Annotated in this window: 14 protein-coding genes; 5 read left to right on the top strand and 9 right to left on the bottom strand. The window is 63.5% G+C overall.

Annotated elements, in window-relative coordinates; all coding sequences use genetic code 11:
• Positions 1 to 46 precede the first annotated feature (46 nt).
• The gene (locus V5735_RS18240) at positions 47 to 289 is read left to right on the top strand and encodes a hypothetical protein (protein ID WP_423746185.1); all 243 of its coding nucleotides are present in this window, start codon (positions 47 to 49) and stop codon (positions 287 to 289) included.
• 43 nt (positions 290 to 332) lie between these two features.
• On the opposite strand, the gene V5735_RS18235 is transcribed toward V5735_RS18240, so the two are convergent.
• Positions 333 to 608, bottom strand: coding sequence for a MarR family transcriptional regulator (locus tag V5735_RS18235; protein WP_423746184.1), 276 nt, complete (start codon positions 606 to 608; stop codon positions 333 to 335).
• 164 nt (positions 609 to 772) lie between these two features.
• Between V5735_RS18235 and V5735_RS18230 the strand changes: the two genes are divergently transcribed.
• Positions 773 to 970 (top strand): hypothetical protein, encoded by a 198-nt coding sequence (locus tag V5735_RS18230; RefSeq protein WP_018129055.1) that lies wholly within the window; start codon positions 773 to 775, stop codon positions 968 to 970.
• Between the two features lie 87 nt (positions 971 to 1,057).
• The gene (locus V5735_RS18225; protein ID WP_423746183.1) at positions 1,058 to 1,501 is read left to right on the top strand and encodes a hypothetical protein; all 444 of its coding nucleotides are present in this window, start codon (positions 1,058 to 1,060) and stop codon (positions 1,499 to 1,501) included.
• A 57-nt stretch (positions 1,502 to 1,558) separates the two neighbouring features.
• Here V5735_RS18225 and V5735_RS18220 read toward each other — a convergent pair whose 3' ends face one another.
• From V5735_RS18220 to V5735_RS18195, 6 genes are all read right to left on the bottom strand, one after another.
• Entirely contained in the window at positions 1,559 to 3,391 is a 1,833-nt protein-coding gene (locus tag V5735_RS18220; RefSeq protein ID WP_423746182.1) for an SLC13 family permease, read from the bottom strand.
• 443 nt (positions 3,392 to 3,834) lie between these two features.
• Positions 3,835 to 4,845 (bottom strand): cation diffusion facilitator family transporter, encoded by a 1,011-nt coding sequence (locus tag V5735_RS18215; protein ID WP_423746181.1) that lies wholly within the window; start codon positions 4,843 to 4,845, stop codon positions 3,835 to 3,837.
• Between the two features lie 118 nt (positions 4,846 to 4,963).
• The gene (locus tag V5735_RS18210; protein WP_423746180.1) at positions 4,964 to 7,357 is read right to left on the bottom strand and encodes an Eco57I restriction-modification methylase domain-containing protein; all 2,394 of its coding nucleotides are present in this window, start codon (positions 7,355 to 7,357) and stop codon (positions 4,964 to 4,966) included.
• A gap of 49 nt (positions 7,358 to 7,406) precedes the next feature.
• Complete coding sequence (locus V5735_RS18205) at positions 7,407 to 7,679, bottom strand: DUF7521 family protein (RefSeq protein WP_423746179.1); 273 nt, start codon at positions 7,677 to 7,679, stop codon at positions 7,407 to 7,409.
• A complete protein-coding gene (locus tag V5735_RS18200) occupies positions 7,676 to 8,047 on the bottom strand; it encodes an ArsR/SmtB family transcription factor (RefSeq protein WP_069451226.1) in 372 nt (123 codons plus the stop codon). Before V5735_RS18200 ends, V5735_RS18205 begins: the two co-directional genes overlap by 4 nt.
• A 120-nt stretch (positions 8,048 to 8,167) precedes the next feature.
• Complete coding sequence (locus tag V5735_RS18195) at positions 8,168 to 10,783, bottom strand: heavy metal translocating P-type ATPase (protein ID WP_423746178.1); 2,616 nt, start codon at positions 10,781 to 10,783, stop codon at positions 8,168 to 8,170.
• 208 nt (positions 10,784 to 10,991) lie between these two features.
• Here V5735_RS18195 and V5735_RS18190 point away from each other — a divergent pair, with 208 nt between their 5' ends.
• Positions 10,992 to 11,804, top strand: a complete 813-nt coding sequence (locus V5735_RS18190; protein WP_423746177.1) for a hypothetical protein — start codon at positions 10,992 to 10,994, stop codon at positions 11,802 to 11,804.
• 56 nt (positions 11,805 to 11,860) lie between these two features.
• Here V5735_RS18190 and V5735_RS18185 read toward each other — a convergent pair whose 3' ends face one another.
• Positions 11,861 to 12,262, bottom strand: coding sequence for an SPW repeat domain-containing protein (locus V5735_RS18185; RefSeq protein WP_423746176.1), 402 nt, complete (start codon positions 12,260 to 12,262; stop codon positions 11,861 to 11,863).
• Between the two features lie 114 nt (positions 12,263 to 12,376).
• Here V5735_RS18185 and V5735_RS18180 point away from each other — a divergent pair, with 114 nt between their 5' ends.
• On the top strand, positions 12,377 to 12,853 hold the full coding sequence (locus tag V5735_RS18180; RefSeq protein ID WP_423746175.1) for an acyl-CoA thioesterase: 477 nt from the start codon (positions 12,377 to 12,379) through the stop codon (positions 12,851 to 12,853).
• A 9-nt stretch (positions 12,854 to 12,862) separates the two neighbouring features.
• Here V5735_RS18180 and V5735_RS18175 read toward each other — a convergent pair whose 3' ends face one another.
• Positions 12,863 to 13,855, bottom strand: coding sequence for a ribonucleotide-diphosphate reductase subunit beta (locus tag V5735_RS18175; RefSeq protein ID WP_423746174.1), 993 nt, complete (start codon positions 13,853 to 13,855; stop codon positions 12,863 to 12,865).
• Positions 13,856 to 13,869 lie beyond the last annotated feature (14 nt).

Here is a 13,869-nt window from a genome sequence, read left to right as displayed (position 1 = left end):
AAAAACTTCCCGGAATAAATATGAATTCTGACGACGGATCTCCGGTATGTCTCCCACAACTGAACCCGCGGAGGAACTTCCCCTTCGGCGTATCCTCCTCATCGCCCTCCTCCTGCTGGCGACGCCGTTCGTCGCGTTCGTTCTCATCGCCGGAGCGCTGACGGCGGACGCCGGTCTCGGCGGGTGGTTACTGTTGGTCGTCGCGCCGCTGTCGCTCCTCGGCACCGGCCTCTGGCTGTTGGCTGGCGGGTCGCCGCGCTGGACGACGCGTGTCGATACGTCCGCGTAGAAGGGGTTCGATCAGTTCGGTTCCGTACCGCTACGTTCCGGTCCTACACCGGCACTTCGTTCAAGCAGTTCACTTGCTCCCAGTTGCCCGTATCATCCAGTCGGTAGAGCCGCTGTCGGGCGTCGGGGATGTACACCTCCTCGGTGACGGCACCGATCTCCGTCAGGTTCTCCAGTGCGCTCCTGACCGTCCGCGCCGAGAGTCGTGACCGCTTCACGATTTCCTTCTGCGTGTGGGCGCCGCTGTACTCCAACACTTTGAACACGAGCTTCGCGCTCGGCGGTAGCTCACATAGGCAGGTCAGGGTCTGCTTCTCCATACACGGTCCCATGGGTGCCAGCCACTAAACCGCTCGCTAACTGCACGGTAACCCGGTATCATGCATGTCACCCGACGGTGGGAAATTCTCCCAACGATAGGGGGTCTCACACGTGTCACCGGAAAAACGTAGGTTCTTTCATTGATGACTGCGAATATACGCGTATGCAGCCTGAACTTGCAAGCAGAACACGGTCGGGGGACCTCGACCGACTGTTCTGCCAGGTGTGTGGGGAGCGTTTCGATGCCGACGCCGCGACGGACGACGGGTGGCACTACCAGTGTCCGAACGACGACTGTGACGGCGCGGGCATCCGTGAAGACCTGTATCCGGTTCGAGACGTCCTTCCGTCCCGTCGATAACCGATTCCGACCGACCGTCCCGTTTTCTTTCTCCCCACGTTCGATGGAAACCCTTTACCTCCCCCGCTACACCACAACCAACATCGAATGCGGTTCGACAGCTTTCTGATTCAGGCACTCGCGACGCTCATGCTCTTGGCCGGGCTCGTCCTCACCGGCTACGCGCTCCTCCAGCCGCCGCAAAACACGACGACCTACACGCTCTCGCTGGAGCAGGTGGAGAAGAACGAACCCGGCGTGCGCTCGTCGTCGGTGAAGTACGGAAGCTTATCCAGCGAGGCGCGGGTCGCCTTCGGTCGCGCGAAACTCCACGGGTCGTATCAGCTGTCGGACGACCCGCCCGGCGCGTTGGAGGACTACTCGTTCGTCATCGACGACGATAGGGTGTACGCCATCACGATTTCGGAACGGGAACACATCACGGAGCGGATGGCGACCCTCTTCGGCGGCACGATGGCCGCGGTCATCGGGGCGTTCATCTTCGTCTCGTGGCTGGACGTGCTCTCGGGATTCCGGCCGAATCGGAACTGAAACGAGAGACACGCACCACGCACCCGATTCGACCACTTCGTCGAATCCCCGTTTCCCTCAGAGTCCCCAGAACGCCACGATTCCGGCGACCGTCACGGCGGATAGGAGCAGTTGGAGCGGTGCCCCGATTCGGAAGTAGTCCGTGAACTTGTAGCCGCCCGGTCCGTAGACGAACAGGTTGGTCTGATAGCCGACGGGACCGAGGAACGACGTCGAGGCGGCGAACGTCACCGCGAGGACGAACGCGAACGGATTGGCGTCGATTCGGGTCGCCGCCTCGACGGCCACGGGAATCATCAGGACGACGCTGGCGTTGTTGCTGATGACCTCCGTGATGAGGCCCGTGGCGATGTAGAATATCCAGAGGACGGCCACGACCGGGAGGTAGTTCGCGCTGGCCGCGACGAGGCCGCCGAGGAGTTCCGCGCCGCCGGAGTTTTCGAGGGCGACGCCGAGCGGGATGACGCCCGCCAGCAGGAAGATGACGTTCCACTCGACCGATTCGTACAACTCGCCGGGTTTCAGGACGCCGGTGGCGACCATCGCCACCACGCCGCCGAGCGCCGTGACGAGAATGGGGAAGACCCCGAGCGCGGCGAGCGAGACGACTCCGACGATGATGGCGAGCGCCGCCGGAATCTTCTCGGTTCGGTAGTCCGGGTCGCTCACTTGGTGGGCCACGATGAAATCCCGGTTCGCCGCCAGTCGGTCGATGCCGTCGGCCGACGCCTGCACGAGGAGCGTGTCGCCGACCCGAACCGTCACCCGGTCGAGACGCTCGTGAATGACCTCGCCGCGGCTCCGGAAGGCGAGGACCGCGGCGTCGAAGCGCTCCCGGAACGTCGAACTCGAAAGCGTCTCCCCGACGAGCGAGGACCCGGAGGGAATGACGACTTCGACGAGCGTCTGTTCCTCGCCGGGGTCGATTTCCGCCTCCGTCGGCGTCCCCGCGAGCGTCAGATGTTCGAGCGTCGTGAGCGTACTTAGCGTCCGTTTGTCGATTCGGAGCGTGAGCACGTCACCGGCGCGTATCGTCCGCTGACCGATGTGTTCGATGAACGTCTCGTCGTCCCGAACTAACTGGATTATCTCGGCGTCGAAAACGGCCTCGTCGATGGCGTCCTCGACCGTTTTGCCGACGAACGGCGACCCCTCCGCCACTTCGACTTCCGTGAGGTAGTTTTCCATCTCGTACTCCTCGATGTAGTCTTCCTCCGGCGGGACGCGTTCGGGTAGGAGTCGGTGGCCGACGAACAACAGGTAGAGTCCGCCGACCACGAGGACGATGACGCCGAGTCCCGTGAACTCGAACATCGAGAAGGCGTGGAGGCGGGCGTTTCCGGTTCGCTCGGCGAGTCGCCCCGTCACGTTGCTGGCGAGGATGTTGGTCGAAGTGCCGATGAGCGTGAGCATTCCGCCGAGCATCGAGGCGTAGGAGAGCGGGATGAGCAGTTTCGACGGCGAAGTCTTCCCCTCGTGCGCGAGGTCCGTGATGACCGGGACGAGAATCGCCACGACGGGCGTGTTGTTCACGAACCCGGACGCGGGTCCGGCGACGCCGATGGTTGCGAACAGCTGTTTTTTCAGGTCGCTTCCTGCGAAGTCGGCCAGCCGACTGCCGAGCAACTGGACGACCCCCGTTTGGCTGACGCCCGCGCTCAGGATGAGCATCGCCAGCACGGTGATGGTCGCTTCGTTGGCGAACCCGGAAATCCCCTCCGTCGTGCTGATTCCCGTCCACGGTTCGAGCACCATCAGCGTGACCATTATCAGAATCGCGGTCACGTCGACGGGAAGTAACTCCGTCGCGAAGAACACCAGCGCGATGAGGACGATGGCGAACACCACGAGCGTGTCCGTCGTCACAGCCGCCAACCCGGTCTGCATCATATCCCCGTGTACGGATTTTCGCCTCAAAAAGATTGGTGATAACTTATGAAAATGCAATAAAAATTATTTAAAAGGAATTTAAGGCACCTTCGTGTGAATTATTTCACGGCGCTACTTTCGATACTCGGGTTCGCAACCGCCGCCCTCGTCGGTCTCGCCGCGTTCGTGGTTTTCACCACCGCGACCCTACCGGCGTGACTTCGTGACTACCGGAGCGTTCTATTTTCCACTGAATACTATCGAAAGATACTATTTCATACTATATTCTCCTATTCCGTACTAAATCATACTATTTCATACTGATTTCTACCATCTCACACTGTATCCTCCCCTTTCTCCCCCTCTACTCTCGTCCGAGCGGTTCGAAATCGATTTCACGTCCACCGCACCGCCTCCGCACCCGTCCCATCGAACCGCTTTCCCTGCTCCGCCGCTCATTCCCTTCAATCGGCGACGTGGCCGCCGTTCGCCGGATAGCAGTCGAAGTCGGCGGTTTCGCAGTCGCCGCTCTCGGACTCGACTTGGATGGTCGCGTGGCCGATGTCGTGGCGTTCGTTGAGGGCGTGGCGGGCGGCGTCGAGAACCGCGTCGCGGTCCGCGTCGTCCGCGACGACGACGTGGGCGCTACAGGCCAAACTGCGGTTGGTGAGCGCCCAGACGTGCACGTCGTGGACGTCCTCGGTCCCGTCGAGGTCGGAGAGCGTCCCGGTGATGTCGTCCACGTCCACGCTGGACGGCGTGCCCTGCAGGAGGATGTTGACGCTCTCGATGAGGAGGTCCTTCGCGGAGTACAGGACGAGCGCGGCGATGACGAGGCTGAATAGCGGGTCGAGGACGTAGAGGTCGGAGACGTACAACCCGACGCCCAGCGCGATGGCGGCGATGCTTCCGGCGGCGTCGGTCAGCAGGTGGAGGTAGACGCCCTCGACGTTGAGGCTGTCCCGGCCGCCGTGGAGGACGTAGGCCCCGGCGAGGTTCGCGCCGAGTCCCACGACACCGATGACGATTGTCGGAAGCGCCTTCACGTCCTGCGGGTTCTGGAACCGCATGACGGCCTCGTAGGCGACGTAGACGACGATGATGACGAGGAAGACGCCGTTCGCCAGCGCGGCGAGAATCTCGGCGCGTTGATAGCCGTAGGTGCGCTTCGAGTCCGCGTCGAGCGTGGCAATCCACGCGGCGAAGAGCGCGAGGACGATGCTCGCCGAGTCCGTGAGCATGTGCCCGGCGTCTGCGAGGAGCGTGAGCGAGTTGGCGTACAGCGCCCCAGCGATTTCCACCACGAAGAACGCGGTGTTGATGACGAGCGCGATTTTCAACGCTCGCCGGTTCCCTGACCCCCCGCGGCCGCCGTGACCGTGACCGTCGTGGTCGTGGCCGTGACCGCCGTGGCCGTTGCTGTCGTGGTGGTGGCCATCGTGGTCACGGTCGTGACCGTGCGAGTGGTCGCTCATGTGGGAACGAAACCGCTTCTCGGGTATTAATTCCCCTGTCAGTGTTCCGGGGTAGAATAGCAGTCTCTAGCAACTGAATGGGTCTGTGTTCACAACGCCCGTTCGTTGCCCCGGGACCTCACTTCGCGAGTCGCTCGACCAGTTCGATTTCGTCCGCCGAGAGTCCGTAGGCTCGATAGACGAGTCGGTCGATTGCCACATCCGTCCGCTCGATTTTCGCGTCCACTTGCGCCGCGGATCGACACCGCTCCGCGAACGCCGTCGCGGTTTCGAGCGACGGCAGCCGAATCGATTCGAGTCGGTCGAGCGGCGAGATGGTTTTCCGCGCCTCCTCGGTGAAGGCGTCGCTTTCGACGTGACGCGGGACGCACCACGGGAGCACGTCGCGCCACTCCTCCCGCCCGTCGGCCTCGAACACGAGCGCTCGAATCGGTTCCGTCTCCGCGAACCCCCACGTATCGGTGGCACGCTCTTCCGCGGGGCGGTAGCGCGCCGTCGCCGAGAACACGAGGTCGTCCACTCCTCTCTCGACGCTGACGTTCCCGACGCGAAGCCCGTCCCGCGTCGTCGTCGTCTCGGCCAACGGCGAGTCGGTGCCGACCCGCCGAACGAGGTCGCCGAGTCGCGGGCCGTCATCCCCCACTGGACCTTCGTCCCCTTCCGGACCCTCATCCCCTCCCGGAAGACGGGTATCGAGGTCCGAACGCGCCTCTCGAAACCGTTCCAACCGCTTCGTCAGCGCGACCAGTTCGTCGCGTTCCCCTTCGCCGTCGGGAACCGGCAACCGATTCGCGAACATCGGCTTGAACCGGAGATAGCCGCCGCTGACGTGCGTGCCGCCGTACACCTGCTGAAACCAGCAGGCCGAAACCGTGGCGTTGATGACCGCGAGGAGGTAGCGAAGCGGCAGGTCGGAACGAGGACGGGACTGGACGCTGAAGAGGGTGTTCAGCGCGTACGTTCCGGTGTCGTCGTAGGTCGCCACGGGGCGGTCGCTGATGTCCCGGAGGAGCAGTTTCTCGCCGTCGAAGACCGTCCGGTCGCGTAAGGCACCGTACTCGCCGTCGCCGATGAGCGACGGGTCGAACCGAACCCAGTTGCCGTCCCACTCCAATCGGTAGCGCGAAACGTCCCCCCCGCCGACGACTCGCTCACAGTCCGGTCCCGGTTCGTCCACGACGAGCTTTTCCCGCACGTTGCCGGTGTGGATACCCTCCGTCATATCGACGTGCGTCCCGAGTTCGTCGAACTCCCGGACGAGTCGTTCCGCGAGCGACCCGAACGAGGGGTCGATACCCACCGGAATCACCCGGTCGCCGAGCGCGTCCACGAACGACCGGGAGAGCGTCGTTTCCGCTGTTTCCTCCGTTTCGTCGCTCGAATCGCCCCGCCGAATCGATATCTCCTCGGTCGGGCCGCCGCCGGAGTCGAAGGTCAGGACCAGCGGGTAGACGCTCGCGTCGTCGAACACCGTGTCGTTCGACACGTCGAGCAGTTCCACCAATCGGTGCTCGTCGAGCAGTTGGTCGCGGAGGGGTCGCCCGTATCGCGCCGTCGTCCACTTATTCGGGACGATACAGGACACCCGCCCTCCGAGTTCCGCCATGCGCTCGACGAACGGCACGTAGAGGTCGAACGACCCGGTCACCGTGTCGTACCGCTCCCGAAGGTCGTCTTTTCGCTCCGCCGGGAGGTGGCGGCTTCGCACGTAGGGCGGGTTGCCGACCACGGCATCGAACCCCCCCGCGTCGAACCCCTCCGCATCCGTCCACTCGGGGTTCGACGCGAGCGCGTCGCCGACGACGAGGGTGTCGTCCGGCCAGACGCCGGTTTCGAACCACACGGCCGACCGTGCGAGTTCGACGGCCAGCGGGTCCACGTCCACCCCGAAGACGCGGTTCTCCGCGACGAACTGACGGGCTCGTTCGGCCGGTTCGTCGCGGGATTCGGCCAATCGGTCGATGGCGCAGGTCAGAAAGTTCCCGCTCCCCATCGCTGGGTCGATGACTCGGGCGTCCCCCCGTCCGTGGAGCGCCCGCGAAACCACGTATTCGACCACCTCGCTCGGCGTGTAGTACGCTCCCGCAGATACCCGTCGCGTCGCGTCCCCCGTGAGACGAATCCCGCCGTCTTCCATCTCGGGTACGTAATCGAGCGACCGCTCGTACGCGCCGCCGAGTCGCCGAAACGACAGCGAATCGTACGCCAGCGAGTCCAACAGCGCGTGCAATCGTTCGTTCGCGTCCTCCGACAGCGAGTCGAAGCGGCTCCGTTCCTCCCGGAGTTCCGGTCCCATCGCAAACGGCGGGCGGTCGCGGTCGCGTGCCGCCGCGAATTCGGTGACGAGGCGGTCGAACACGCCGACGAGGGCGGCGTCGAACGCCGGTTCCGGTCCCGTCGCTGTCGGTTCGATTGTCACGAGCAATTCGTCCGTGGCGAGTTCGAGGGCGCGCCGGACGGTCTCGTCCAGCGATTCCGTAGCGTCCGCGGCCGCTCCACGGTGCCGGGTCATTAGTTTCACAACGCCTGCAATCGGGATAAGTCTACTCCGCGAAGACCGTCTATTCTGCGTAGAGCGAGTAGGCGATGGCGGCGAAGCCGAGCGCGGTCAGCGTGCTTTCGATGACGAGGACGAAATCCCGGTTCACGCTGAACGCTTGGTCGGCGAGTCCGGCGAGCAGAGCGCCGAGGGTGACGACGCCGAACCCGATGGTGAGCGACCTGAGCGCCGGTGAGCCGGTTCGGCGGTACGCTTTGAAGGCGAAGTACGTTATCACGCCGCCGAGGACGAGCGTGAGCGTTTTGAGCGTGATGACGATGACGGTGACGTTCATGTTTCCTTTCGCACCTCCGTCCAGAGCCGTTCGAGGCGTTCGTCGGTTGTCTCCGGTGGACGGTCTATCGACACGTCGAATTCCCTCTCGTCCGTCAGCGAGATGTTCACCGATTCCACCGTGATTCGGTAGCGGGAGGTGTGATGGCCGTCCTCCCGAATCTCGGTTCGTTCGTCGACGAGGGAGGCTTCGCTTAGCATGTCGAGCTTTCGGTAGAGCGTCGAGAGCGGGATGTCCGTCGCGTCGGCGAGTTCCCGCGCTGTCATCGGGTCGCGTAATTCCATGATTATTCGTCGGCATGCGGGGTCGTCGAGGGCGTCGAGGACGTCCTGTAATTCGGGCGCATCGTCTGCCAAATCCCGCACCATTCACCCGACCTTTCGTTGCTCGGCACATAATAGGTTCGACTACCCCCTCCGTTCGCATCCGCTGGGAATCATCGAAAAAACGGAGGACGGTACGGCGACACACACCACGACTTCCGCTGTTCAGCGGAGGAAGCCGAGCAGACGGTACTCGTGGTCGGGAACGTACCGTCGGAATGCTAAGCTGTTCGTCAGGACGCTCACGCTGGAGAACGCCATCGCGCCCGCGGCGAGCGCGGGCTGGAGCAGTCCGAGGGAGGCCAACGGAATCATGGCGGTGTTGTAGCCGAGCGCCCAGAAGAGATTCTGCTTTATCTTCGAGAGCGTTCCCGCCGAAATCCGAATCGCCTTCACCACGTCGCGCGGGTCGTCGCGCATCAGCGTCACGTCCGCGGCCTCGATGGCGACGTCGGTGCCGCTGCCGATGGCGGTGCCGACGAACGCCGCCGCGAGCGCCGGGGCGTCGTTCACGCCGTCGCCGACCATCATCGCGTTCTCGCCGCCCGCTTGCACGTCCTCGACCACGGCCGCCTTCTCGTCGGGGAGCACCTCTGCGCGGACGTTTTCGGGGTCGATGCCAACCCGTTCCGCGACTGCGCGGGCGGTCCGCTCGTTGTCGCCCGTGAGCATGAGCACGGTCAGTCCGCGCTCTCGGAGGTCCGCGACGGCTTCCTTCGCGCTCGCCTTCACCTCGTCTGCGTTGGCGACGACGCCGAGGAGGCGGTCGTCGAGCGCGACGAGCATGGCCGTCTTCCCCTCGCGTTCGAGCCGTTCCATCGTCTCCTCCGCCGGGTCGGTGTCGATTCCGGCCTCCCGGAGGAGTTTCCGGTTGCCGACGAGCACCTCGCCGTGGCTCGTCTCCGCCCGGATTCCGTGGCCGGGAACGTTCTCGAAGGAACTCGGGTCCTCGATTTCGACGCCGCGCTCTTCCGCACCCGCCACGATGGCCTTCGCCAGCGGGTGTTCGCTTCCCCGCTCCGCGCTGGCCGCGGCGGAGAGCACGAGTTCTTCCGTCGTCGTCTCGGCGTCCGCTGTCGCTCCGAGTACGTCCGCCCCGCCGTCCGCCATCGCGGGGTCGGGTTCGTCGGCAATCGCCACCACGTCAGTCAACTGCATCTCGCCCTCGGTCAGCGTCCCGGTCTTGTCGAAGACGACCGTTTCCGCGTCCTTCACCCGTTCCAACACGTCGCCGCCCTTGAACAGGACGCCGGTGCGCGCGCCGATGGCCGTTCCGACCATCGTCGCCGTCGGGGTGGCGAGACCGAGCGCACAGGGACACGCGATGAGCACCGCGCTGGCGAAGACGACGACTGCGAACTCGAACACCGTGACGCCGCCAGCAGCACCCGCCGCACCGCCCGCGACGTTCGGGCCACCGGCGACCAGTCCCCACAGCGGCAGGCCATTCACGAACCCGGAGAGCGCTTCGGGGAACAGATACCAGAGGATTCCCCACAGCAGCGCGTTCGCGATGACCGCCGGGACGAAGTAGGCGCTGATGCGGTCGGCGAGGTTCTGAATCTCGGGTTGGCGGGCCTGTGCCTCCTTCACCATGCCGACGATTTGCTGGAGCGCTGTCTCCTCGCCGACTTTCGTCGCTCGAACCGTCAGCACGCCGTTCTCGTTGATGGTCGCGCCGATAACCTCGTCACCTTCGCGCTTTTCGACGGGGACGGATTCGCCCGTCACCATCGACTCGTCCGTCGCACTCTCTCCTTCCACCACGACGCCGTCCGTCGGAATCTTCTCGCCGGGGCGGACGCGAAGCAGGTCGCCCTCCTTCACGTCTTCGAGCGGGATTTCGCGTTCGCCGTCGTCCTCTATCACGGTCGCCGTATCGGCTTCCAGTTCGAGGAGTTCGCGGAGCGCGTCGCTGGCCTGCCCCTTCGACCGGGCTTCGAGCCAGTTGCCGAGCGTGATGAACACGAGGATGAGCACCGCGCTGTCGAAGTAGGTGCCCCCCGGGATGAGCGACAGCATGACGGCGACGCTGTAGACGTACGCCGTCGTCGAACCGAGCGCGATGAGCACGTCCATGTTCGCCGTCCGGTTCTTCACGAGCGCGTTGTAGGCGTTGCCGTAGAACTCCTTGCCCAGCCAAATCTGGACGGGTGTGGCGAGAAGGAACTGTATCACTGCCACGTCGACGCCGAACAGCGTCTCTCCCACCATCGCCGGGAAAAACAGGTGTTCGAGCATGAAGAAGACGAGCGGCGCCGCGAGCACCGCGCCGAACAGCGTCAGTCGGAACTGCTTGCGTATCTCGGCGTCGCGCGCGGCTTGGCGGGCGTCCGCCTCCGCTTCCTTCCCGTCCGTGCCGTCCTCCCGGACCGGTTCGTAGCCCGCTTCCTCCACGGCGTCGTAGAAGGCCGTCCGGTTCACCCCGGCGGGGTTGTACTCGACGCTCGCCTCGTCAGTCGCGTAGTTGACCTCGGCGTCCACCACGCCGGGGACCGATTCGAGCGCCGTTCGATTCGTGTCCGCACAGTTCGCACAGGACATCCCCGTGATTCCGATGGTCGTCGTCGCGCGAACCGGGTCGTATCCGGCGTCCTCGATGGCCGCGTAGATTTCGGACAGCGAGACGACCTCCGGGTCGTACTCGACGGTACCCTCGTCGGTGGCGAAGTTGACGTTCGCCTCCCGTACGCCGTCGAGCGAGTTCAACGCCTCGCTGACCGTTCCCGAACAGTTCGCGCAACTCATCCCACGGATTTCGAGTTGCGTTCGTTCCGTCATAGTAGGTTCTTGTGTTTCAATACGGTATCCGTGTTCATTCACGTTGTCCTTTAGAATGTTCGGCCAACTCACTTCGAAACCTTAGATACTAACGTCTCATTCGATTCTTTGTCCCAGAGAAATCCCAAACAGCCGCTACCGACTTTGTTACTGTCTCGACCTCCATTATCACGGATGTTTATATATCACGACGAATCCATTTTTACCCATGCGTCGTGCCCTCCTCGCGGCGGTATTCGCGGTCCTCCTCGTGACCGCCGGGTGTAACTCCCTCGTCTCTCCCGACCCCTCCCCTGCCCCCGAAACGACCACGACACTTTCGGGCCGACTCGCGCCCGGACTGACCGCGAACGGATTCACCGACCGCGCAAAATTGACCGAGGCTCACGGAAAAATTCTCCGAGAAAAATCGTACACGTTTCGGCATCGAGTCACCGAAACGGACAGCAATGGAAACGTTCTCGGACACGTCCAAATCTCGCACGAGGTCGGTTCGAACAGTACCCGTTTCACGTACGATATCGTGCAAAACGGATCGTTGAGTCCGCTACAAACGCCGTCGTCGTCGTACGAGCTTTCAGCGTGGGCGAACGGTACGACGACCCTCTTCGCCCGCACGAGGAACGAACACACGAGCTATCAACTGACTCACGACCCGGATTCGTTGGGATACGTTCGACGGACCACGAATAGCGAACGGCTGTACAACCGCTTCGTGGCGCTGAACGTGACTGACATAAAGCGAATCGACCGACCCGGAACGCCCGCGTATCGAGTCGTCATGAACGACGTCAGGTATCCGTCGCTGTTTCCGAACTTCGATACCGTCGAAAACGCTTCCCTCATCGCAACCATCGACACGTGGGGCGTCGTCCGTCGCTATCGGCTCGTGGCGACGGGAAGGAAGGATGGAGAGACGAATCAGCTAACTGAGACGTTCGAAGTAACGAATATCGGTGAGACGACGATACGCCGACCGCCGTGGTATTCGACCGCGATGAACGCCACCGCCCATCAGTGATACATCACGGAGGCAGCACACCGTACTCACACAGCGACCTGACTCCGTGCGCCGAGTCAGTCGCCACCCACGTCGTTCGGGGCGTGCTGTTCGAGCGCCGCCGTCCGCGCTTCTCGAACCACGCGTCCCCCGAGAAACGCCAGCAAGACGCCGACGGCCGCGTCGCCCCACTTCGGGACCGGTCCGGCGGTCGCGACGGCGAACGGGCGCGTCACTTGCCAGAGTCCGAGCAGCGTGAGCAGTCCCCCCGCCGCGATGCTGACCCGTCGGTCACGCCACGCGCAGAGGGCGCCGTAGAGCGCGAGCGCCGCCACGACGACTCCCATGAGAACGTCGTTCCAGAAGTTCGGTGCGAGCATCGCGTCGTAGACGACGAACGGCGCGGCGAGCAACCAGATGCCGAGCGGCGTTCCCCCGATGACGAGTTCCTTCCCTCTCATATCCGTCCGTTCCCCCATATCCGTTCACGTTCACGATTCGTCGGCGGATAAGTGAGACGGCCGTAGAACAAACACATTTTCAAAAACACAAGTACAGATGATTTATCTGTGAGCGTCGTGTAGCGCCACTCGATGCACGACGCTGCGACACTCGCCGAATCGCGGACGGTCATGAGCGAAATCCTGATGCCGAACGACGCCAACAACCTCGGTCGGGCGCTCGGGGGGTCGATTCTACACTGGATGGACATCTGCGCGGCCATCTCCTCGCGCCGGTTCTCCCGCCGACAGGTCGTCACGGCGTCCATGGACCACGTCGATTTCCTCGGTCCCATCGACCTCGGCGACATCGTGACTGTGGAGGGGTACGTGTTCGAGACGGGCGAGACGAGCATGGAGGTCGTGGTCTCGGTTCGGGCGGAGCGGCCCAGTCACGACGAGAAGGGGGAGACGGCGACGTCGTTCTTCACGATGGTCGCGCTGGACGACGACGAGACTCCGACGGCGGTCCCGGACCTCGACTGCCCGACCGACGACCAGAAAACCCTGCGTGACGACGCCCTTCGTCGCCGCGAAAAGCGCCGAACGTCGCTCAGCGCGTCCCGATAAGAACGGCCGCTACCAGTCGAGCGACCCGCCGCTCTGATACTCCGTGACTTGCGTCTCGAAGAAGTTCTTCTCCTTGTTGAGGTCCACCTGCTCGGACATCCACGGGAAGGGATTCTCCGTCCCGTACTGTTCGTCGAGGTCGAGTTGCGCCAGTCTGCGGTCGGCGATGTGCTCCACGTACTCGGCGAACTGCGCCGCGCTCATGCCGAGGATTTCGTCCGGGCAGGCCTCGTACGCGTAAATCTTCTCCAACTCGACGGCGTCCGTGATGAGGTCGGTCACCTCCTCGCCGAAGGCGTCCGTCCACGCGTTCGGGTTCTCCGCGCGGATTTCGTTGATGAGGTCCACGCCGAACCCGACGTGGAGCGACTCGTCGCGCAGGATGTACTCGAACTGCTGACCGATGCCGACCATCTTGTTCTGGCGCTTCAGACCGAGCATCATGGCGAATCCGGCGTAGAAGAAGACGCCCTCCATGATGACGTAGAAGCCGACGAGGTCCCGAAGGAACTCGCGGACGTCGGCGTTGGTTTCGATGCTGAACTCGGGACGGTCGATGGCGCGGGTCAGGTCCACGACGAACTCGTCCTTCTCGGCGATGGAGGGAACCCGGTCGTACATCCCGTAGAGGTAGTCGGGGTCGAAGCCGAGCGAGTCACAGCAGTAGATGAACGTGTCCGTGTGAATCGCCTCCTCGTAGGCCTGCCGGAGGAGGTACTGGCGACACTCCGGAGCCGTCACGTACTCGTAGAGCGCGAGGACGATGTTGTTCGCGGTGAGCGATTCCGCCGTCGAGAAGAACCCGAGGTTCCACTCGATGAGTTGGCGCTCGGCGTCGGACAGGGCGTCGCCGTTCCACTGGGTAATGTCGTCCTGCATCGGAACTTCCTCCGGAACCCAGTTGTTGTTGACGCCCGCCTCGTAGTAGTCGCGGGCCCAGTCGTAGTCGAGCGGCAGTATCTTGTTCGGGTCGTGTTCGTTGTCGGTGTCGAGTATCGGCATGTATCGTTCGTGAG

Source organism: Haladaptatus sp. SPP-AMP-3 (assembly GCF_049568665.1).
GTDB classification, from domain to species: domain Archaea; phylum Halobacteriota; class Halobacteria; order Halobacteriales; family Haladaptataceae; genus Haladaptatus; species Haladaptatus paucihalophilus.
This window is presented reverse-complemented; position numbering and strand designations above follow the sequence as displayed.